The sequence below is a fragment of the Saccharothrix obliqua genome (genome assembly GCF_019375475.1).
GTDB lineage: Bacteria > Actinomycetota > Actinomycetes > Mycobacteriales > Pseudonocardiaceae > Actinosynnema > Actinosynnema obliqua.
In genome coordinates this window covers 656487-677114 of sequence record NZ_JAHXGQ010000004.1, presented here as the reverse complement: position 1 = coordinate 677114, position 20628 = coordinate 656487, and the positions used below count along the sequence as shown (strand labels likewise).

At 73.1% G+C, this 20628-nt stretch carries 21 protein-coding genes; 12 read left to right on the top strand and 9 right to left on the bottom strand.

What is annotated here, in order from left to right; all coding sequences use genetic code 11:
* Positions 1-2 precede the first annotated feature (2 nt).
* Positions 3-338, bottom strand: a complete 336-nt coding sequence (locus KZQ38_RS16440; RefSeq protein WP_219442905.1) for a cupin domain-containing protein — start codon at positions 336-338, stop codon at positions 3-5.
* 132 nt (positions 339-470) lie between these two features.
* Between KZQ38_RS16440 and KZQ38_RS16435 the strand changes: the two genes are divergently transcribed.
* Positions 471-623: a hypothetical protein gene (locus KZQ38_RS16435; RefSeq protein ID WP_219442904.1), complete on the top strand. Its 153-nt coding sequence runs from the start codon at positions 471-473 to the stop codon at positions 621-623.
* Positions 624-642: 19 nt separating this feature from the next.
* Positions 643-1203 carry an SPW repeat domain-containing protein gene (locus tag KZQ38_RS16430; protein WP_219442903.1) on the top strand — a complete coding sequence of 187 codons (561 nt, stop codon included), beginning with the start codon at positions 643-645 and terminating at the stop codon, positions 1201-1203.
* Between the two features lie 7 nt (positions 1204-1210).
* Here KZQ38_RS16430 and KZQ38_RS16425 read toward each other — a convergent pair whose 3' ends face one another.
* Genes KZQ38_RS16425 through KZQ38_RS16415 form a run of 3 tightly spaced genes read right to left on the bottom strand, consistent with a single transcriptional unit; the run spans position 1211 to position 3873 of the window.
* Positions 1211-2011: a GNAT family N-acetyltransferase gene (locus tag KZQ38_RS16425; RefSeq protein WP_219442902.1), complete on the bottom strand. Its 801-nt coding sequence runs from the start codon at positions 2009-2011 to the stop codon at positions 1211-1213.
* A 35-nt stretch (positions 2012-2046) separates the two neighbouring features.
* Positions 2047-3369, bottom strand: coding sequence for an APC family permease (locus KZQ38_RS16420; RefSeq protein ID WP_219442901.1), 1323 nt, complete (start codon positions 3367-3369; stop codon positions 2047-2049).
* A gap of 48 nt (positions 3370-3417) precedes the next feature.
* A complete protein-coding gene (locus tag KZQ38_RS16415; RefSeq protein WP_219442900.1) occupies positions 3418-3873 on the bottom strand; it encodes a DUF4383 domain-containing protein in 456 nt (151 codons plus the stop codon).
* Positions 3874-4020: 147 nt separating this feature from the next.
* Between KZQ38_RS16415 and KZQ38_RS16410 the strand changes: the two genes are divergently transcribed.
* A complete protein-coding gene (locus tag KZQ38_RS16410; RefSeq protein WP_219442899.1) occupies positions 4021-4779 on the top strand; it encodes an HAD family acid phosphatase in 759 nt (252 codons plus the stop codon).
* A 10-nt stretch (positions 4780-4789) separates the two neighbouring features.
* On the opposite strand, the gene KZQ38_RS16405 is transcribed toward KZQ38_RS16410, so the two are convergent.
* The gene (locus KZQ38_RS16405; protein ID WP_219442898.1) at positions 4790-5395 is read right to left on the bottom strand and encodes a TetR/AcrR family transcriptional regulator; all 606 of its coding nucleotides are present in this window, start codon (positions 5393-5395) and stop codon (positions 4790-4792) included.
* Between the two features lie 68 nt (positions 5396-5463).
* On the opposite strand from KZQ38_RS16405, the gene KZQ38_RS16400 reads away from it, so the two are divergent.
* The 5 genes from KZQ38_RS16400 to KZQ38_RS16380 all read left to right on the top strand — a co-directional run bounded on the left by KZQ38_RS16400 (position 5464) and on the right by KZQ38_RS16380 (position 10233).
* Positions 5464-6762 (top strand): macrolide family glycosyltransferase, encoded by a 1299-nt coding sequence (locus tag KZQ38_RS16400; RefSeq protein WP_257901439.1) that lies wholly within the window; start codon positions 5464-5466, stop codon positions 6760-6762.
* Positions 6740-7534, top strand: a complete 795-nt coding sequence (locus KZQ38_RS16395; protein WP_219442897.1) for an SDR family NAD(P)-dependent oxidoreductase — start codon at positions 6740-6742, stop codon at positions 7532-7534. The genes KZQ38_RS16400 and KZQ38_RS16395 overlap by 23 nt, the downstream gene beginning before the upstream one ends.
* A gap of 74 nt (positions 7535-7608) precedes the next feature.
* On the top strand, positions 7609-8580 hold the full coding sequence (locus tag KZQ38_RS16390; RefSeq protein ID WP_219442896.1) for a TIGR03557 family F420-dependent LLM class oxidoreductase: 972 nt from the start codon (positions 7609-7611) through the stop codon (positions 8578-8580).
* A gap of 82 nt (positions 8581-8662) precedes the next feature.
* Positions 8663-9115: an STAS domain-containing protein gene (locus KZQ38_RS16385; protein WP_219442895.1), complete on the top strand. Its 453-nt coding sequence runs from the start codon at positions 8663-8665 to the stop codon at positions 9113-9115.
* A gap of 179 nt (positions 9116-9294) precedes the next feature.
* The gene (locus KZQ38_RS16380; RefSeq protein WP_308258434.1) at positions 9295-10233 is read left to right on the top strand and encodes a phosphotransferase family protein; all 939 of its coding nucleotides are present in this window, start codon (positions 9295-9297) and stop codon (positions 10231-10233) included.
* Positions 10234-10401: 168 nt separating this feature from the next.
* Here KZQ38_RS16380 and KZQ38_RS16375 read toward each other — a convergent pair whose 3' ends face one another.
* The 3 genes from KZQ38_RS16375 to KZQ38_RS16365 form a co-directional block, all read right to left on the bottom strand.
* On the bottom strand, positions 10402-11151 hold the full coding sequence (locus KZQ38_RS16375; RefSeq protein WP_219442894.1) for a nucleotidyltransferase domain-containing protein: 750 nt from the start codon (positions 11149-11151) through the stop codon (positions 10402-10404).
* Positions 11152-11513: 362 nt separating this feature from the next.
* Positions 11514-13163, bottom strand: a complete 1650-nt coding sequence (locus KZQ38_RS16370; RefSeq protein ID WP_219442893.1) for a glutamate--tRNA ligase — start codon at positions 13161-13163, stop codon at positions 11514-11516.
* A 138-nt stretch (positions 13164-13301) separates the two neighbouring features.
* Positions 13302-14063 (bottom strand): class I SAM-dependent methyltransferase, encoded by a 762-nt coding sequence (locus tag KZQ38_RS16365; protein WP_219442892.1) that lies wholly within the window; start codon positions 14061-14063, stop codon positions 13302-13304.
* Between the two features lie 543 nt (positions 14064-14606).
* Between KZQ38_RS16365 and KZQ38_RS16360 the strand changes: the two genes are divergently transcribed.
* The 3 genes from KZQ38_RS16360 to KZQ38_RS16350 all read left to right on the top strand — a co-directional run bounded on the left by KZQ38_RS16360 (position 14607) and on the right by KZQ38_RS16350 (position 17985).
* A complete protein-coding gene (locus KZQ38_RS16360; RefSeq protein WP_219442891.1) occupies positions 14607-15857 on the top strand; it encodes a cytochrome P450 in 1251 nt (416 codons plus the stop codon).
* A 116-nt stretch (positions 15858-15973) separates the two neighbouring features.
* Positions 15974-17029, top strand: a complete 1056-nt coding sequence (locus KZQ38_RS16355; RefSeq protein ID WP_219442890.1) for a methyltransferase — start codon at positions 15974-15976, stop codon at positions 17027-17029.
* A complete protein-coding gene (locus KZQ38_RS16350) occupies positions 17026-17985 on the top strand; it encodes a hypothetical protein (protein ID WP_219442889.1) in 960 nt (319 codons plus the stop codon). The genes KZQ38_RS16355 and KZQ38_RS16350 overlap by 4 nt, the downstream gene beginning before the upstream one ends.
* A gap of 60 nt (positions 17986-18045) precedes the next feature.
* Here KZQ38_RS16350 and KZQ38_RS16345 read toward each other — a convergent pair whose 3' ends face one another.
* The gene (locus KZQ38_RS16345) at positions 18046-19470 is read right to left on the bottom strand and encodes a WGR domain-containing protein (RefSeq protein WP_219442888.1); all 1425 of its coding nucleotides are present in this window, start codon (positions 19468-19470) and stop codon (positions 18046-18048) included.
* 105 nt (positions 19471-19575) lie between these two features.
* On the opposite strand from KZQ38_RS16345, the gene KZQ38_RS16340 reads away from it, so the two are divergent.
* Positions 19576-20559: a hypothetical protein gene (locus KZQ38_RS16340; RefSeq protein ID WP_219442887.1), complete on the top strand. Its 984-nt coding sequence runs from the start codon at positions 19576-19578 to the stop codon at positions 20557-20559.
* The last annotated feature ends 69 nt before the right edge of the window (positions 20560-20628 follow it).

Genomic DNA, 20628 nt, shown 5'->3' with positions numbered 1-20628 from the left:
CCTCACCGCAGCGCGACGGTGAGCAGCACGACCGCGTCCGTCACGGCCGTGAGGCTGTGCCGGGTCGGCGGCACCGGCGCCAACCGCCCCTCGGGTACCGGCTGCTCCCGCCCGTCGCTGTGCAGCACGACGTCACCGATGACGGCCTGCAACGTCGCGGCCAGCGGCGCCTCGTGCTCGTCCATCTCCGCCCCCGCGGCCAACGCGATGAGCGTGGCGCGCAGCGACGTCCCCGTGACCAACGTGCGTGCCGCGCGCCGCGCGCTGTGCCCGCGCGCCTCCTCCAGCAGGGTGGCGGCCAGTGGTGCCACGTCGGTGATGTCGGGGTGGTCGTTCATGTCCGCGGCTCCTCGCTGTGCACGGGGGTTCGTGCCCGACGGGGTAACCGGGCACGCGCCGGTCGAACCCACCGGGGCGACCGGTTTCCGCCGAGTGCCGCCGGGCACTCCAGGTGCGGAGGTGGTGCCGACATGACCGATCCCACGACGCCCCCGCAGGACCCGGAGGAGTTCGCCGAGCACGCCGGTGTGGACCCCACCCCGCAGGAGGTCGACCAGTACGTCGAGCTGGCCGACGAGAACCCGCCGTGGTCCGGTCCGGGAGACGACGGGCCGGAGGCGTGACGCCGCCCGGGGAGCAGCGATGACCCACTCGACACCGGAACCCGACCCGCCGACGGGCCGGGAGGACCGCCCGCTCGACCCGACCCCGATCACCGCGGCCGGGCACCAACCCCTCGTGCCGCCCGAGGGCGGGATGCTGCTGGACGACGCCCGCACGCCCACGGCCGACGGCCTGACCAGCGGGGTGGTGTTCGTGGCCGGCGCGTGGCTGACCATCGCCCCCATCGCTTTGGACTACGCGCCGCCGGGACACGGGTTCGTCGGCTACTGGCACGACATCGTGCTGGGCGCGGTGATCGCCGTGCTGGCGCTGCTGCGGGTGCTGGCCCCGCGCAGCCTGCCGTGGCTGAGCCTGGTGACCACCGCGGTCGGCATCTGGCTGGTGTTCACGCCCGTCGTGCTCGGCTACGAGACCTGGCCGCGCGCCACGGTCGCGGCGGTGAACGCGGTGGTCGTGGGCGTGGTGGTCGCGACGGCGGCCCTGCTCAGCGCCTGGTGGACCTACCGCCGCCGGGACAGCGCCGCCCACCCGCCGGTCAGCGGGCCGCCGCCGCCCGGTCACGCCGGCGAGGCGACCTGAGCCGGGCTCAGCCCCCGAGGCCGTAGAACCGCACCACCGAGTTCGGCTTGAAGCCGATCCGCCGGTAGACGGGCTCCCCGGCGGCGGTCGCGTGCAGCGTGGCGCGGGTCGGCCCGCCGACGCGGTAGCCCGCGTGCAGCGCCTTTCGCGTCACGGCCTCGCCGTAGCCCCGGTGCTGCCAGTCCGGGTCGGTCGCGACGAGGGCGACGAAGAGCCGGCCGTCCGCCTCGATGCTCGCCGCGCACGTCACCGGGACGCCGTCCCGCAGGCCCAGGTAGGCGTGTGCCCGCTGCTGCCACAGCGCGGTGCCGGCGAGCCCGTCGCGACCGTCCTCCAGCGGGAAGCCGTAGGCGCGCGAGTTCAGGTCCGCGTAGGCCCGCAACTGCTCGTCGGTGGTCACGCGGGTGAACGTCAGTTCGGGGTGGTCGGGCTCGGGGACGGGGAGCAGGTCCCCGGCCATGCCCCTGCCGCTGAAGGCGTGCCGGAGACCCACCCGCTCGGCCACCGCGTCCAGCTCGGCACGCGCGTCGTCGGCCAGGAGGTCCTCGAACAACCACAGGAACCCGGGGTGCCGCTTGGCGCGCATGATCTCCGCGACCTCGGCGAGGCGCTGCTCGGCCCGCGCCACGTCCGCGCCCACGTCGGTCAACGTGACGCAGTTCCAGAACGCGAACCGGGAGTCGGCCCAGCGCACGGCGATGCCCGGGAGGTCCCGCACATCGGCGTCCGGATCGCGGTCGAGCACCACGTCCCGCCACGCCGCGGCCAACTGCTCCACCGATTCGATCGAGTCCGCGAGATCCGCCACCGAGCCTCCTCCTGGGTCGCCGGGTCGCGCGGAGACTACCGAGCGGTGGTCGTCCGGTCACCGGCCGCCACCGGAGCCGCGCGCCGCCGGCGGACGTGGTTGACGGCGGCGAGCAGCACGCCGAGGCCGACCAGCACGAGCCCGCGCAACCACACCTCGCCGTCGACCCTGGTGAACAGCAGCAGGCACGACGCCAGCGCCAGCCACGGCACGACGGTGGGCACCCGGAAGTGGTCGGCCTCGCCCTCCTGCCGCCGGAGCACGAGGACGGCGGCGTTCACCGCGGTGAACACGACCAGGAGCAGCAGCACCAGCGTCTCCGCCAGCACCGCGACCTCGCCGGTGAGGGCGAGCACCAGTGACGCCGCCGTGGTGACCAGGACCGCGACCCACGGGGTGCGGCGGCCCGGCAGGACGCGGGTCAACGCCTTGGGCAGGAGCCCGTCCATGGCCATGCCGTAGGCGAGGCGGGAGGACATGATGCCGGTCAGCAGCGCGCCGTTGGCCACCGCGACCAGGGCGACCAGGCTGAACAGCCAGCCGGGGACGCCGCCCGCGGCACGCACCACCTCCAGCAGCGGGCCGTCCGAACCGGCCAGCTGCTCGGTAGGCACCACGGCGCTGGTCACCAGGCCGATGGCCAGGTACACCAACCCGGCGGTGGCCAGCGCGCCGAGCAACGCCCGCGGGTAGGACCGGCGGGGGTCGCGGACCTCCTCGGCGAGGTTGACCGAGGTCTCGAACCCGACGAAGGAGTAGTAGGCCAGGACGGTGCCGGCCAGGACCGCGTTCAGGCCGCCCTCGCCGGTGTCCACCCGCGTCAGCCGCGACAGGTCGGCGTCACCACGCAGCACCACCCACGTGCCCAGGCCGATGACGAGCAGCAGGCCGCCCACCTCGACCACGGTGGCGACGGCGTTGGTCCGCAGCGACTCCTTCACGCCGCGGATGTTCAACGCGGCCAGCGCGGCGAGGAACACCACCACGACGGGCGCGGTGGGCAGGTCGACCACGGCCGCGAGGTAGTCGCCCGCGAAAGCGCGGCTCAGCGCGCCCACCGACACCACGCCGCCCGCCACCATGCAGAAGCCCACCAGCGAACCGGCCGCCGACCCGAAGGCCCTGGTCGCGTAGTGGGACGAGCCACCGGCCCGCGGGAACCGGGTGACCAGCTCGACGTAGCTCGCGGCAGTCAGCCCGGCCAGGCACAACGCCGTGACCAGCGGCAACCACACCGCACCGCCTACCTCGGCCGCCACGGAGCCGACCAGCACGTACACGCCCGCCCCGAGGATGTCGCCCAGGACGAAGAAGTACAGCAGCGACGTGCTCGCCGCCCGCTTCAAGGGGATCGCCATGGCCTACCCATTCCCCATCGCGGGGCGCGGCACTCCACCCGGTTCGCGTCAGGTGCGGCGACCGTCCCGGGGCACGACGCGGCGGCTCAGCACCAGGCCCAGGGCCGCCATGCCGAGCGCCAGGCCCAGGTGCAGCCAGTTGTCGGCCTCGTTCACCGGGACGAAGTTCGCCGAGCTGCCGCGGTCGATCAGCAGCCCGTAGAGCCAGAGCGCCAGGTAGACGACGGCGCCGCCGAGCAGGAAGGCCCGCGCGCCGCCCGCGGACCTGGCGAGCACCACACCGAGGACGCCGAACAGCAGGTGGACCGCGTTGTGCAGCACCGAGACCTCGAAGATGCCGAGCAGGTGCGCGCCGGAGTGGTGCCCGGCGAGCGTGATCGAGTCGAGGTCGGTGGTCAACCCGGGGATGAAACCCGCGACGCCGACCAGCAGGAACACGACGGCCACCGCGACGGCCGCGGACTGCACGGGCGTGCGGGTGACCTTCTCGGTCGTTCCGGACATGGCGCCTCCTTCGCGTTGTCCCACGGCTACCCGGCGGCGTGGCGACCAACGCGGAATCACCTGAACGAAGCGCATCTCCGGTGGCCCGGAGCAATATGTCCATACTGGATCAAGACAGTCCATTCAGGACCGGGTGCGGGAGGTTCGATGAGTCGGAGCGGGCGCTGGACGGGCTTCGTGGTGGCGGTGTCGGTGGGGTTGACCTTGGCGGGCGGCGCCGTGGGCCTGGCCGGTCCCGGGTCGACCGCCACCGCGGCGGAGCCGCCCAACCTGGGCCGGGCGAAGGCGGCGGTGAAGGAGTATTACGGCGGGCACGTGGTCGACGGTCGCAACCAGCACTCGGAGGACAGCCAGTGGGGTCGCGACACCGGGGCGAAGGTGCGGGAGGCGCGGGAGGCGCTGCTCGACCGGGTGGAACCGGCGGCCGGCCGGGCGATCGTCCTGGACGTCGACGACACCGCCGAGATCACCTACGGCTGGGCGGCCGACCGCGACTTCGGCTTCGACCGGGGCGCGCAGCACGAGGCGATCCGGGCGGGGGTCTTCCCGCCGATCCGGCCGGTGCGCGAACTCGCGTGGGACGCGCACCGCCTCGGCATCAAGGTCTTCTTCATCACCGGTCGCCCGGAGAGCCTGCGCGAGCCGACCGCCCGGCACCTGGCCGAGAAGGGCTTCCCGCCGGCCGAGCTGTTCCTCAAGCCCGACCGCGCCGAGGACGCGCCGCCCTACCTGCCGTGTGCGGACAAGTGCCGGACGGGTGTCTACAAGACGCTGACCCGGGAGCACCTCCAGGAGGCTCGCGGCCACACGATCGTCGTCAACGTCGGCGACCAGGAGAGCGATTTCGAGGGCGGGTTCTCGCGGCACGACATCAAGCTGCCCAACCCGATGTACCACGTGCGCTGACGGGGTGACGTCACCGCGCGGGCAGGCCGTGCAGGGCGATGTGCACGCCGCGCCGGATCGCGTCCCAGAACTGCTCCTCCGGCTGCCCCAGCTCCATGCTGCGCAACGCGGCGGCCTGCGCCGCGCCGGCCGACGCGCCGACCACCGCGGCGGCCGAGACGGGGTCGAGCCGGTCCGGGAAGGCGGCGAGGAGGGCGTCGGCGACCTCGCGCTGGAACGCCAGCGACCGGTGCAGCGCGCGGGCCTGGAGCGTCGGCACCGTGACCAGCAGGCGGCCGTACAACTCGGTCACCCCGGGATCGCGCGTGCCGTCCGCGCGGTAGTCCCGCAGCAGCGTCTCGTACGCCCGCACCAGCACGTCCGCGACGTCGTCGCCGGGAGCGCGCGCGGCGATCACCTCGACCGCCCGCGCGTGGTCGGGCTCGGTGTCGGCGAACAACACGTCTTCCTTGGTCGGGAAGTGGTTGAAGAACGTCTTGGGCACCACGTCGGCGGCCTCGGCGATCTGGGCGACCGTCGTCCGCTCGTAGCCCTGTTCGGCGAACAACCTGATCGCCGCGTCCATCAGGGCCCGCCTGACCTGCTGCTTCCTGCGTTCGCGCCGAGACTCTGCCACCCGACAACCTTACACCAACGGTATGGATGCATTGGCTATATCGCTACATCGAGTGTAAAAACAGGGGCATGAGCAAGTTCGTCATGGCGGGCATGCCCGCCCCCGGACACGTCAACCCGAGCCTGCCCCTCGTGCGCGAACTGGTCACGCGTGGCGTCGCGGTGGCGTACTACACGACCGAGCAGTTCCGGCCCGCCGTCGAACGGGCGGGCGCGGAGTTCCACGCCTACCCGGACGGCGTGCTGACCTCGCAGGACATCGCCGAAGCCACCCGGTCCGGCAGCACGCTGCGCGTGGTCGCCCGACTGCTGCGCGCGACGGGGGTGCTGGTGCCGTTCCTCGTGGACGAACTGCGGCACACCCCGCCGGACGCGGTCGGCTTCGACTCCAACGCCATCTGGGGCTACATGGCGGCGGCGTCGCTGGACCTGCCCAAGGTCTCCTTCATGACGACGATGATGGTCGGCGCGGGGGACATGAAGGTGCTCACCGCGCGCGAGTGGGTCCACACCGCACGCGCGATGCTGCCCGACCTCCCGGCCGCCGTGCGGGCGCGGCGCGAGGTGGTGCGCCGCCTCGGCAAGGAGACCTACCCGCCGTCGCCGACCCTGCCCATGCGTGGTGACGTCACGATCTTCCCGATCCCGCGCGCCCTCCAGGCCCCCAACCCGCTGGTGGACGAGCGCTGCCACTTCGTCGGCCCCGCGTTCACCGACCGGGGCGACGACCTCGACCCGGAACTGGCCGCCCACACCGGCGGACCGGAACCCGTGGTCCTGGTCTCCCTCGGCACCCTGCACGGCGGCACCGCCGACTTCTTCCGCACCTGCTTCCAGGTCCTGGCCGACCTGCCGGTCCGCGCCGTCGTCGTGACCGGCCACCACGCCGGTGACCCGGGGCCCGCGCCCGCCAACGTGCTCGTGCGGGAATCCGTGCCCCAACCGGAACTCCTGCGGCACGCGGCCGTCTTCGTCACCCACGGCGGCATGAACAGCGTCATGGAGGGCCTGAATTGCGGCGTGCCCCTCGTCGTCGTGCCCCAGCAGGTGGAGCAACTCCTGATCGGGCGTGCCGTCGCCGACCGCGGCGCGGGCTTCGTCCTGCGGCACAACCTGTCCCACCGCGCGGTTCCCGCGGCGGAGCTGCGCACGGCCGTGACCGACGCGTTGCACGACCCCGCCGTGCGCACCGCCGCCCGCGCCCTCGGCGACGAGCTGACGGCGGGCGGCGGCGCGGCGGCTGCCGCGGACGTGGTGCTCGACGTCCTGAGGTCGCGCCGGGTGGCCGCGGCGGGTGGTGGGGGTGAGCATGGTGAGGACGATTCGGCGGAACGGAGGAACCGGCGTGCACCTCGATCTGACCGGTAGGACGGCCCTGGTCACGGGCTCGACGCAGGGCATCGGCGAAGCCATCGCCACCGGCCTGGCCCGCGCGGGCGCGCGGACGGCCGTGAACGGGCGCAAGCCCGACGCGGTCGCCGAGGCGGTGGCGCGCATCCGTGCCGAGGCACCGGACGCGGACCTGGTCGAAGCGCCCGCCGACGTGGCCGCGGCGGACGGCGTGGCCGGCCTGCGGGAGGTGTTGCCCGAGGTCGACGTGCTGGTGAACAACGTCGGCATCTTCGACGCGCGGCCCGCCCTGGAGATCGACGACGCCGAGTGGCGGCGTTACTTCGAGGTCAACGTGCTGTCCGCGGTCCGGCTGACGCGCACCTACCTGCCCGGGATGAAGGAGCGCGGCTGGGGGCGCGTGCTCAACATCGCCAGCGACTCGGCCGTGGTGATCCCGGCCGAGATGATCCACTACGGGATGTCCAAGACGGCGCTGCTGGCCGTGTCGCGCGGGTTCGCCAAGGACGCCGCCGGCACCGGTGTGACGGTCAACAGCGTCATCGCCGGGCCCACGCACACCGGGGGCGTGGAGGACTTCGTCTACCAGTTGGTGGACAAGGACCTGCCGTGGGACGAGGCGCAACGCGAGTTCATGCGCCTGCACCGCCCGCAGTCGCTGCTGCGCAGGCTCATCGAGCCGGAGGAGATCGCCAACCTGGTGGTCTACCTCGGCTCGCCGCTCGCGTCCGCCACGACCGGGGCCGCGGTCCGCGTGGACGGCGGCTACGTCGACTCCATCGTGCCCTGACCTCGTGGTTCACCCGGACGGCTGGTGGTCGGTCGGGTGTGGTTCGGCACCCGGCGCGGGGGTAACCGCCCGCCATGGTCCGCATCGGGTACTTCCTGTCGTGCGAGGAGTTCGGGCCGCGCGAACTGGTCCGCCAGGCCGTGCTGGCCGAGGAGGCCGGTTTCGGGGCCCTGTGGATCTCCGACCACTTCCACCCCTGGAACGACGCGCAGGGTGAGAGCCCGTTCGTGTGGTCGGTGATCGGCGCGCTGTCCCAGGCGACCCGGTTGCCGATCACCACGGCCGTCACCTGCCCGACCACGCGCGTGCACCCGGCGATCATCGCGCAGGCCGCCGCCACCGCGGCGGTCCAGTGCGAGGGCCGGTTCGTGCTCGGCGTGGGTTCCGGCGAAGCGCTCAACGAGCACATCCTCGGCGCCGCGTGGCCACCCGCCCCGGTGCGCCTGGAGATGCTGGAGGAGGCCGTCGAGATCATCCGCGCGTTGCACACCGGGGCCGAGGTCGACCACCACGGCCGGCACTACACCGTGGAGAACGCACGCCTGTACACGTTGCCGGAGCGGCCCGTGCCGATCTACGTCTCGGCGTTCGGCCCGAAGGCGGTGCGGGTGGCGGCGCGGATCGGGGACGGGTTGTGCAGCAACAAGCCGGACGGCGACCTCGTCGCGGCCTACCGGCGGCAGGGCGGCGCGGGACCGGTCCAGGGCGGGTTCAAGGTGTGCCACGCCTCCACCGAGGAGGAGGGTGTCCGGGCGGCGCTGCGGATGTGGCCCAGCGAGCAGCTGCCCGGTGAACTGGCCCAGGTGCTGCCGACGCCGCGCCACTTCGAGCAGGCGTCGACAATGGTGACCGAGCAGGTGGTGGCGGAGGCGGTGCCCGCCGGGCCGGACCCCGGGCGTTACGTCGACCACGTCCGGAAGTTCGTGGGCGCGGGCTTCGACGAGCTGTACGTGCAGCAGATCGGCGCCGACCAGGAGCGGTTCTTCGAGTTCTGGCAGCGGGAGGTCGCCCCGCGCCTGGAGGAGGTCGGGGCCGGGCGGGTCTGACCGGGGGTGGGTTCGGCCGGTGAAAGCCGGGTACCCGGTCGATTGAGGAATGTTCACCTATCACGCGTCACGGGGAGCGATCGTGGGCGACAGCGCCGGCCAACCGGCCGACGACCCGACCGGGGGAACACCGGGCGCGGAAGGCGAGAGCAAGACGTGGACGAAGGTCGAGGGCGTCGCCGACGGGCGTGCCGTCCGGGTGCGGGTCGGTGGTGACGTCGACCAGGCGTCCGTCACCACCCTCTCCGACGGCCTGGACGAAGGAGTGCGGCACGCGGTTGACGCGAAGGCCGACCTGCTCGTCGTGGACCTCGACGCGACCGGCTTCCTGGCCTCGGTCGGCCTGTCCGCCCTGATCCGGACCCACCAGCGGATGCAGGACGCGGGCGGTGAGATGGTCGTGGTGCTCGCGGAGGACCACAAGCTGGTCCGTCTGCTGTGGACGACGGCGTTGCACCAGGTGGTGCCCGTGGCGTCGTCCCTGGAAGCCGCCTTGGCCCGCCGTGCCGAACCGAGTGCACCCCAGGAGAGCTGAGACCTGTCCCCCAAGCCGGCGCGCGGCCCGGACCGCCCCACGTGGGTCAGGCGGGGCCTAACTATCAGGCAGGCTTCCTGAAAGTTTCGCGGGGTGGCGGCCCCGAGGCCGACACTCCCGGCAGGCGAAGCTCGCCAAGTCGGGTGCGGGCGTGCGCCGGACCCGCGAGGATGCACCCCGTGCCGCCTCGCGCCCGTGCCGTCGACCCAGGCCGCCTCGCCCAGTGGTGCGAGGAGCACCTGGGCAGTCCTCCGGTGGAGGAGCTGTTCCGGTCCGGCCACCTGTCCGCGGTCATCGGGCTGCGACTGGCCGACGACCGCGAGGTCGTGGTCAAGGTTCGCCCGGACTCGCCGCGGACGGCGGCCTGCGTCGAAGTCCAGCGGCGCCTGTTCGAGGCCGGTTACCCCTGCCCCCGGCCGCTCACCGGTGTCACGCCGTTCGACGGCGGTACCGCCACCGCGGAGACCTGCGTGCCCGGCGGCGACGTGCTCCCCGGCCCGGAGCACGCGGTCCGGGCCTTCGCCGAGGCGTTCGCGCGGCTGATCCGGCTGGCACCCCGACCGGCCGAGGTGCCCGCGCTCGACCCGCCGCCGTCGTGGGCGGCCTGGAACCACGCCGGGGAAGGGCTGTGGCCGCCTTCGGAGGAGGACCCCGACGTCGATCTCCACGAGTCGGCGGGGTGGATCGACGATGCCGGGCGGCGTGCCCGTGACCTGCTGCGGACCGGCGGGTCCGGCGCCGTGATCGGTCACTGCGACTGGCTCGCCGCCAACCTGCGCTGGAACGGCGACGCGCTGCTGGTCGTGCACGACTGGGACAGCGTGATCGCGGAGGACGAAGCCGTCCTGGTCGGCTTCGCCGCCGCGCTGTACTCGACCGCCCGCGTGGACGCGCTCGCCACCGTCGAGGAGACCGAGCTGTTCCTCGCCGCGTACGGCCGGGCGCGCGGTCGGGGGTTCAACGCCGGCGAACTGCGGCGGGCGTGGGCGGCGGGCGTGTGGACCAGGGCCTATGACGCCAAGTACCAGCACGCGGTCGGGCAGCGCGTCACATCGCTGTCCGAGGAGGAGGCCCGTGAACGCCTCCGCCGGGCCGACGCCGGCACGCGCACGCTGTGAGCCCCCTCGGCGACGAGTCGGCGCGCTTCACCCGGTGTGCGGTCGGTGCGCGAGAACGCCCGCCTCCACGGCGACGACATCCGCGCGGACAACGCGCCGGGCGTCGTCGGGACGTTCACCCGCGGGACGTCGACCGAACCGGCCGGCTGCCCGCGCGGTGAGCGCCGCTCAGACCGCTGTCCGGAACAGGGCTTCCGCCGCGGTGACCGCTCGTTCCAGGCTCCCGGGTGTCGTGCCGAGGTCCGCCAGCACCGCGTCGACGCCGCGCAGGCCCGCCCGGCGCAGCAGCCGCTTCTCGTTGGTGACCCACTCGCCGCGGGCCGCGAGCACCGCGTGCGCGGTCGCCGCGGCGGCGGTCGCCAGCGCGCCCGCGACCTCGGTGGCCTGCCCGCGCGGGACGTGCGCGCCCCGCGCGTAGCGCAACGTCAGCGCCGCCCGCTCGCGCCACACCGGCGGAGCCGTCGCGCGCAGCGCCGCGGGGAAGGCGGGGCGGGGCAGGTCGCCGCGCAGCACCCGGGTGACGCCGAGTTCGGCGACCACCAGGTAGCTCGGGATGCCCGCGAGGTGGAACATCAGCGGCTCCCAGTGGAAGCGGCCGTGCTCGGCCTCGGCGAGTTCGTGCTCGACCACGGCCAGGTCGCGGTAGTGGACGTCGACGTGCCGACCGTCGACGGTGAGCCAGGCCCCGCCGTTGAAGACACCGCCGCCCCAGCCGCCGATCGCGGAAACCTCGCCCTCCCAACCGATCGCGCGCAGGTCCGCCGGGTCGAAGCCGTCCCGGTAGTAGACGGCGAAGTCCCAGTCGCTGTCCGGGGCGCCCGTGCCCTCCGCACGCGAACCGCCGAGGGCCACGGCGTGCACGCCGGGCAGGTCCGCCAGTCGGTCGGCGACGTGGTCGAGGAACGTCTCGTCGGTCATGGGTGTCCGATCTCCGCGCCGCGTGATCACTTCGCGACCGCGGATACTACCCCCGGCCGCACGGGGTTCTGCGACACGCTCGCGACCGGCATCGGACGCCGGCGGGACATCGGGCCCCGACCGTGGTCGTCACGACACAACCGCCGGCACCTGCTCGCCGAGTCGGCGGGCTGCTGGACCGGCTTGGCGCGAGCCGGTTGTCGTGCTGCTGATCGTGCGTTCGCAGTTCCGACGGCGTGCACACGTGCCCGCACGGCGCAGCCCGTCACCGAGTGGCCGATGACGGGCTGCGCGAGCGGTTCTCCGGCGTGCCCCGCGGCGACCGGTTCAAGGGCTGCTGAGCGGTCGCGCCGACCGGCGGGTCAGGACTGGGCGCCCGCCACGGCCCGGACCCGCCGCAGCACTTCCTCCGCGCCGAGCGCGCCCGCCACCGAGAACAGGTCCGGGCTGCGGGTGGACCCGGTCAGCGCGACCCGGATGACCTGCGACGCCTCCCGGATGGAACCGGGGTAGGCGTCGGGGTTCTTCTTGTACTCCTTGGCGTTGGGCGCGAAACCGTGCTCCGCGGCCAACGCGCGGATCTGGCCGAACCACTCCTGCGCGTCGTCCAGGACCTGGTAGCGGTCGGCGAAGTCGGCGGCGAACGCACGCACCAGCCGCGGGTCCAGGCCACCGAGCTGCTCGTCGTCGGCAGCCACGGGCTGGAACAGCTCGGCGAAGAAGAACCCGTAGGCACGGCGGAAGTCCGACCACTTGCGCAGGTCCTTGCGCGGGTTCTCCACGCCGTCGCGCTCGACCGCCAGCGCGGCCAACGCCTGCTCGCGACGCGCGTCGAGCACGGGCACCAGGTCGGGGTCGTACCGGGTGGCCCACGCGCGCACGGCGGTGAGGATCTGCTCGCCGGTCAACGTGGCGATGTGGTCGGCGCTGATGTCGTCCAGCTTGACCAGGTCGACCAGCGGACCGGCCACGCCGCACTCGTCCAGCCGGATCGGCGCGGCCAGCGCCTCGGGCAGCGGCGTCTCGGCCAGGCGGCCGTTGGCCAGGCCGCGCAGGTAGTACAGCACCGCCTCGGCCGGGTAACCCTGCTCGATGTAGAAGTCGACGCCCGCCTCGGGGTCCTTGCGCTTGGACAGCTTGCGCTTGCCGCCGGGGATCTGCTTCATCAACGGCGCGATGTGCGCGTAGGTCGGCACCTCGAAGCCCAGCGCCGCGAACAGTTGCAGGTGCGTCGGCACCGAGCTGATCCACTCCTCGCCGCGGATGACCAGCGAGACCCGCATGAGGTGGTCGTCCACGGCGTGCGCGAAGTGGTAGGTGGGCAGCCGCACGGCGTTGGCCGAGGACTTGACGATGACCACGTCGTTGCGGTTGTCCTCGTGCTCCAGGCGACCCCGGATCGCGTCGGTGAACGACACCTTCGCGTCGACCCGCCCCTCCGAGCGGAACCGCACGACGTAGGGCGCGCCCTCGTCCAGCTTGGCCCGGACCTCGGCGGCATCGCGGTCGCGCCAGATCGCCCAGCCACCGTAGTAACCGGTCGGCAGCTTGGCGGCCTCCTGGCGGTGCCGGATGTCGGCCAGCTCCTCGGGCGTGGCGAAGCACAGGTACGCCTTGCCCTGGCGCAGCAGTTCCCGCGCGTAGGTCAGGTAGATCCGCTCGCGCTCGGACTGGCGGTACGGCCCGTAGTCGCCCTGCTCGCCGCCCTCGTCGGGGCGCAGGTCGAAGTAGTCGAAGGCGCGGTCGAACTGGTCCAGCGCGCCCTCGACCTCGCGGGACTGGTCGGTGTCCTCGACGCGGACCAGGTAGGAGCCACCGGTGGCGTGGGCGATCGAGCGGTCGATGGTCGCCACGTAGATGCCACCGATGTGCACGAACCCGGTCGGCGACGGGCCGAAGCGGGTGACCTGGGCGCCCTCGGGCAGGCTCCGCTCGGGGTACTGCTGCTCCCAGTACGCGGGTTCGGGCAGGTCCGCCGGGAACAGGGCGTCGATGACGGCACGGTCAAGCATCAGGTCAGGTCTCCAGCTCACGGCGCGCACAGGTACGCGTCAGGCTAGCAACCTGCGCCCGGCGGTTCCCCCGCAGGCCGCGACGCGTCGCCGCGGGGGACCCGCCCACGCCCGATCAGTCCTTTGCGGACGCTCCGGTCACCGGTCCGCGCGATGCGTGGTGAACCCGGCGAAAACGGGGTTGGTCGTCGCCGCGGCCCAGTAGCCCGGCTCCCGCTCCACCCCGTCCTCCTCGGGCGCGGTGGGCAGCCGCCACGCCGGCGCGGCCAAGCCGCTGCGCGTCAACGCCTCGGCGTAGACGTCGGCGTCCCACTGGTGCACGGACAGCGGGATGTCCGTGGTCGAGGTCAGCAGGGCGACGTCCAGCCGGTTCCCGCGTCCGGCGCGGACGGAGGCGCGTGGTGCCAGGCCGTAGGGAGTCCAGTCCGGACCGGCGACGTCGTACCCGGGGTTGAGGGTGATGGCCACCAGCCGCCCACCGGGGCGCAGGACGCGGCGCACGCCCGCCGCCATGGCCGCCACCTCGTCGGGCGACGCCGCGTAGTTGAACAGCCAGACGGCGGTCACCAGGTCGAAGGTGCCGAGGTCGGGGCCGCTCGCCCGGCCGAGGTCGAGGGCGTCGACCGTGTGGAAGGTGATGCCGGGGGAGGTGGTGGCCTCGCGGGCGTGACGGACCATCTCGCCGGAGACGTCCGTGCCGACCACCTCCGCGGCGCCCAGTTCCGCGGCCAGCCGCGCGTAGAGCCCGTACCCCGTCGCCAGGTCCAGCACCCGCAGCCCGGTCGGGTCGCCGAGCAGGTCGAGGAACAACCGGCGTTCGAGAACGGGTGCGGTCGCGGTCGTTTTGTACTGCCGGTACAGATCGCCAACCGTGTCATAACGCGGGCTTTGGGTTGTCATGGCACCGAGCCTAACCACGCCCGGGGTCCGCGCCCTACCACCGAAAGGGGGCGCGCACCGGCCTGCGCGCGGCAGATTGCCGCTGCATTCGCGGCAATTCCGGTGAACCGGGAAATTGCGGTCACCCGAAGTGTCCCGAGGGGAATGCGCGCGGTGTGTTCGATTGGAATTGTCACCGGAACCGGGTGGGCGCCCCGGGCGCGGTCACCCGTACGGCGGTGGTGTGCCGGTGGCGTGGAAAACCGGGCCGCCGCCCGTCGTCACGCCCGGTGTCGTCGCAGGTCGGCGGACCGGCGTGATTGCGCTGGAAGAGCGACCCGGGTCGGCGGAACGTGTGTATCGCCCGGACCGCCGGTGCGCGCGAGTGACCGCTGAGGTAGTCCTGGGTTGATCGGGTGACCGGGCCGCGTGATCGCCGGGTTCGACGTTGAGACACCCCGGCGCGGTCGCGGGAATAGCTGCCGCGGACAGCATCCGCGGGCTTTGGCGAGTTTGGCTGAACCGCGTTCCGACAGCTCTCGCCAAATCGTGCCGAGTGATGGGATGACGATGACCCTCGCGCTCACTGCCGAACGTTTCTCGCACAACGAATCCGACTACATCAGTGATCCGTTCGACTTCTACGCGAAGATGCGCGCCGAACAACCCGCCTACCAGTCCGACCGGGTGTTCGGCGGCGCGTGGCTGTTCTTCCGCCACGCCGACTGCCGCCACCTCATCCGGGACGAGCGGCTGTCCAACAACCGGTCGGACGTGCCGCTGAGGTTCCTGCCGCCGGACCGGCGGGTGGAGTTCGACGACATGGTCGGGGTGCTCGGCCGGTGGTTCGCCTTCCACGACGGGGAGAGCCACCGCAGGCTGCGCCGGTACGTGCACCGCGGCTACCAGCCGCTCGGCGGCGAGCGGCTGCACCGGAGCATCCAGGCCACGGTCGACGCGTTGCTGGCCGGGTTGCCGGGCGACGAGTTCGACCTCATGTCGGAGCTGGCGTTCCCGTTGCCCGCCATCGTGATCGCCGACCTGCTGGGCGTGCCGGCCGAAGCACACGCGGAACTCATCCGCTGGACCGACGACATCGCGCAGCTCCTCGGCTCGACCCAGGTGACCGAGGAGTTCGCGCTGCGTGCCCGCGCGTCCACGGAGGAGCTGGTGGCGTTCCTGTCCTCGGCGGAATCGCTCAGGTCCTCCGAGCGGCAGGGCGGTCTCCTGCACGCGATGCGTGCCGTGGGCGGGCCGGACGACTCCCTGGACGACGAGGACGTGATCGCCCAGGCCGCCCTGCTGCTGTTCGCCGGCACCGCCTCCATCCGGTACCTGATCGGCAACAGCGTCCGCGCGGTCGACCAGGCCCCGCCCGGCGCCAAGGAGCTGCTGGTGGACCCGCGCACGGCGCCCGCCGCGGTGGAGGAGCTGCTGCGGTACTGCAACCCGGTCCAGTTCGTCGGCCGGGTGGCGCGCGAGGACTTCGCGTACGAGTACGACGACGGCCGGTACGCCGAGATCCGGGCGGGGCAGCCGGTGATGCTGTACACCGCGTCGGCCAACCGCGACTCGGACAAGTTCCCCCGGGCGGATGAACTGGTGCTCACCCGGCCGCTGCCCAACGAGCACCTGACCCTCGGCTCGGGGCTGCACCTGTGCTTCGGCGACCCGCTGGTGCGCGCCACCACCCGGACCGCCCTGGCTACCCTGTACACGCGGTTGCCGCACCTGCGGGTGCCGGACCAGGAGATCGACTGGAACAACAACCTCGGTTTCCGCGGCCCCCAGGCGTTGCGGGTCGTCGCCGCGTAGTGCCGTGCCGCCGCCCCACCGGACGCTGGAGGCGTGATGTCCCGTGAAGTCCACCGAACCGCAGGCGGTCGCACCGGGTGGTGCGCGGCGGTCGAAACCCCGTGCGGGGGCGGCGCGTGAGCGGCGCACCGGCCGGACCCGACCCGCGTCGCGCGGCGGCGGCGGTCATCGACGAGGCGTTGGGGTACCTGTACCCGGCCGCGTTGCGGGCGGCGGCGGAGGTCGGCGTCGCCGACCACCTGGCGGGCGGCCCGCGTGCCGCCGCCGAACTGGCGGAGCTGACCGGGACGGACGCGGACAACCTGTTCCGCGTGCTGCGGCTGCTGGCGACCCGCGGGTTGTTCGAGCAGGACGAGCGCGGCCGGTTCCGGTTGACGGAGGCCGGTGACGCGTTGCGCACCGACGCGCCGGTGTCGGCGCGGTCGGCGGTGCTGATGCTGACCGACCCGACGATGTGGCGGCCCGCCGGCGAGATGGCCCGCTGCCTGACCGGCGGCGGCTCGGCGTTCGACGCCATCTTCGGCGTGCCCTTCTTCGAGCACTTCGCGCGGGACGCCCCGACCGCGGCGGTGTTCCACGACGGGATGGCGGCGTTCTCCGAGACGGAGAACGCGCCCATCGCCGCCTGCTGCGACTTCCCGCCGAACGCCGTGGTGGTGGACGTGGGCGGCGGGCACGGCGGTTTCCTGGCCGCCGTCCTGCTCGCACGCCCGGACCTGAAGGGCGTGCTCCACGACGAGGGGCACGTGCTGGCCGGCCACCGCCTCGACGTCGACGGCACGCGGGGGCGCTGGTCGACGGCGGAGGGCGACTTCTTCGCCGCGGTGCCACCCGGCGACGTGCACGTGCTCAAGCGGATCCTGCACGACTGGACGGACGACCAGTGCGCCACCGTCCTGCGCAACTGCCGCCGCGCCCTGCGACCGGGCGGGCGGGTGCTCGTGATCGACGCGGTCCTCCCGCCCGGCGACGTGCCGCACCAGGGCAAGGCGCTGGACCTGATGATGATGGCGTCGCTGGTCGGCCGCGAGCGCACCGAGGAGGACTTCCGCGCGTTGTTCGCCTCGGCCGGACTGCGGCTGACCCGCGTCGTGCCCACGCCGACCGTCCTGTCCGTCGTGGAGGCCGTCGTCGACGGCCCGGCGGACGAACCCGGAGGGACACCCCGATGACGCTCGCCGAGCGCTGCGCGGCCGCCGCCGCGCGTGGCGCGAACTGGTTGGTGGCGCGGATCGCCGCCGACGGCTCCTACGGGCAGGACGACCTGGCCTGCCACTACAAGTCACCCGCCGCGCTGGCGTCCGCCGGCCGGCCGCGCGCGGCCCGCCGGCTGCTGGAGTTCATCGACGCCCGCTACGCCACCGACGACGGCGATTTCGTCACCGCGCCCGGTCTCAAGAGCGAGAACCCGGTGTACCAGGAGTTCTGGTCCTACCCCAACGGCTGGATCGCGCTGGGCGCGCACCAGCTCGGCCGGTTCGACCTGGCCGACCGCGCCCACCGCCACCTGCGTGCCTACCGGTTCGGTGAATCGGGTGGTCACCGGGCCAACCGCACCGGACCGGCCGACGCCATCAGCACGGCGCACCTCGGCTACCTCGCGCTCACCCTCGGCGACCTGCCCGCGGCCCGCGCCGCGGGTGCGTGGCTGGCGTCCCTGCTGCACGCGCAACCCGAACCGCACAAGCGCTTCTTCCTGCGTGCCAACGAGAACGGCTTGTGCGAGGAAAGCGACTCGCCGCTGCACGCGCTCACCACCGGCGCGCCCGACCAGCCCTACTTCATGATCGGCTACCCGATCGCGTTCCTCACCCGCCTGCACCAGGTCACCGGCGACCCGGCCGAACTCGCCGCCGCCGCCGGTTACGCGGACTACGCCGCCTCGTGCGGCGAGAACCTGCGCACCACCCAGCTCAGCCACAAGGTCGCCTGGGGCGCCGCGCTCCTGGCCCGCCACACCGGCGACCCGCGTCGGCTCGACCTGGCGGTCGGCGTCACCGAGCACCTGCTGTCCGCCCAGTCGCCGGACGGCTGCTGGTCGCCCGGCGAACCGGTGCCCACCACGTTCGACGACACCGCCGAGATCACCCACTGGCTGCTCAGGATCGCGGCGGAGCTGCCCGACTGAGGACAGTCCGGAGTGGACCGGCGGCGGCCCGGGATGACGACGGGTCGCCGCCGACGGCGCTCAGCGGAGGCGCTTGATCTCACCGCGGACGCGGTAGAACGAGCCGCCGGCCGAGGTGAGGACCTCGGAGACCAGGTAACGCGCGCCGGGCACGCGGATGTTCTTCGGGAACTGCACGCCCCAGCTGCGGTCGTAGCCGTCCGAGACGACGTGCACCCGGACGCGGCTGCCCTCCTGCACGCACTCCACGACGACGCCCTCGCCGGCGAGGGCGTGCGAGACGATCTCCACCTCGGCGGTCGCCTCGACGCGGTCGATGCTGCCGGCCTTGATGTCCTGGCGCGGCGGCAGTTCACCCTGCTCGGCCGCGCGCACGGCGGCCGGGCTGGCGTCCAGGCACGCGAGGGAGCCGTCCGTCGTCACCAGGTAGAGGCGTTCGTCCCTGTACTGCATGGAGTACGCCGAGCCGGAGCCGGTGGCGAGCTTCCACAGCCGGGTGCCGTCGGCGGCGAAGCAGTACACCGACGACTGGTTGTCGCCCGCGAAGACGAACTCGCCGTCGGGTGAGGTCGCGCAGGAGAACACGGGCGCGTCGCAGCGGTACTCGCCCGTCGTGCGCCCGTCGGCCTTGGCGAACCGGTGCACCCGGCCCCGGCTGGTGCCCGCGAAGACCTCGTCGCGCTCCTGCCAACCGAACAGCACGTCGCCCGCGGTCCGGGCGTGCCACACCTCCGAGCCGCGACCGGTGTAGTGCGTGACGCCCCGGGAGTGGCCGTGGAACACGCCTTCCGGTGAGCAGCGGACCATCCAGGCGTGGTCGCCGGTGGCCGGGCGGGACCACTGGAACTCGTCCTCGTGGTCCACCACGGTCACCCGGCCCTGCCGGTCGGACACGCCCAGCACGCCGTCGTGGATGTCGAGCCAGTAGATGTCGACGTCGTCGGCGATCTCGTAGGCCACGCGCGGCACCTTGGCGCCGAGGTCGTACACCTGGCCGTCGTCGCACCCGGCGTAGATCCAGAAGTCGTCGGCGACGATGCACTTGACGGAGTCGGGCAACCCGAACCGCCCGGTGACCCGGCCGTCGTGGGTGAGGGTGTAGACGTCGCCTTTCTCGTTGCCGACCCAGGCGCTGTCCTCGCCGATGAAGATGCCGAACGCCGGCGCGCCGGAGGCGAACCGCCACAGCACCGGCGCCTGGTGCGCGGTCGAGCGGGTGCTGACGATCTGCCGCCTGCTCACCGGCCGGCGCTGCCGCTCGCCCTTGACGGCGGGCGCGTAGCCCTTGCGCACCTTCTCGCCGATCTTCTTCTCGGCCGCCTTGAGCGCCTTGGCGTGGTCGGCGAAGGTGGCCGTCCTGACCTGCCCCTGTTCCCCGATGCGCCCGTAGGTGATGGTGACCTCGGTGTCGTCGACGCGCACTTCGTAGAACTTGTGCGCCCCACCGCCCGCTTCGGACAGCTCCAGGTACGTCGTGGCAGACATGCGTTCGCTCCCTCTTCGCGTGATCTGTGGCGGACGTTATCGGGCGGCACCGACAAAACCGGGGTAGCGGCCCGGTGACCAGGACGTCGACCTAGGCTGACGGCCATGATCGCCTCGGACGCGCAGCGCGCGTTGCTGACCACCGAACGCTGGTCCTGGCTGGGTGACGTCGTGGACCGGTGGTACGCCGAGCCGCTGACCGCCGCCGACGGCAGCACGCCCGACGAGGTCGCCGCCGCCGCGGACCGGGCCGGCGGTGGGCTGCCGGTGGGCGTGGCCGAGTGGTTCACCCTGGTCGGGCGGCGGCTGCGGGCCGTCCAGGACGCGGCGTCGACGCCGGGCACGGTGCGCCGGGCCGGCGGCGGCGTGGTGGTGTGGGAGGAGAACCAGGGCGTGTGGGCGTTGATCGCCCGCGCGGACGGTGTCTGCGTGCTGGACGAGGAGGACTTCCCGTTCCCCCCGACGCCGTTGCCGGAGGCGTTGCACGGCATGGTGCTCAGCGACACCCTGGTCGGCGTCTGGGCGGGCACCCGGGTTGGTCCGCTCGGACGGCTCGCCCCCGGTGTGCGTGGCGGCACCGCGCACGTCGGGGCCGGGGAGTCGGCCGCGTACCCGGAGCTGGCCGTGCCCGGCAACCCGTTCTGGGGCACGCCGCCGCGTGGCGACGCCGACACCGTGCTGCGTGGCGACGCGGACCTGGAGTGGATGACCGCGACGCGGGCGGCGTTCGACCGGTTGGCCCGGGTGGTCGCGCTCGACCCGCCGGGCGGGCCGCAGGAGGTGGTGGTCGCGTTCGAGGGCTTGACCGGTGCGGAGCAGGCCGTCCTGACCGACCGGGGCGTCCCCGACATCGACCGCTTCGCGGCGGCCGTGGAGGACCTCGGCCACATCTCGATGGGCGCGGCCTCGGCGGACGGGGTGCGGTTCCACGTCACCACCGACCGGCCCGAGGAGGCGATCGCCGCGTTGCGCGGTGCGGTGCCCGAGGGGTTGGCGGACAAGGTCGTGGTGGCGGTCCGGCCCGAGCGGGTCAGCAGCTTCCGGGTGGTGCACCCGGCCGGTCGGGACGAGTACGTGCTGCCCGACTGAGCGCGTGCCGCCGAAATCCGGGTGACCCGGTGTTTCGGGCGGTTTAGACTGGTGAGCGTGATGCAGCAG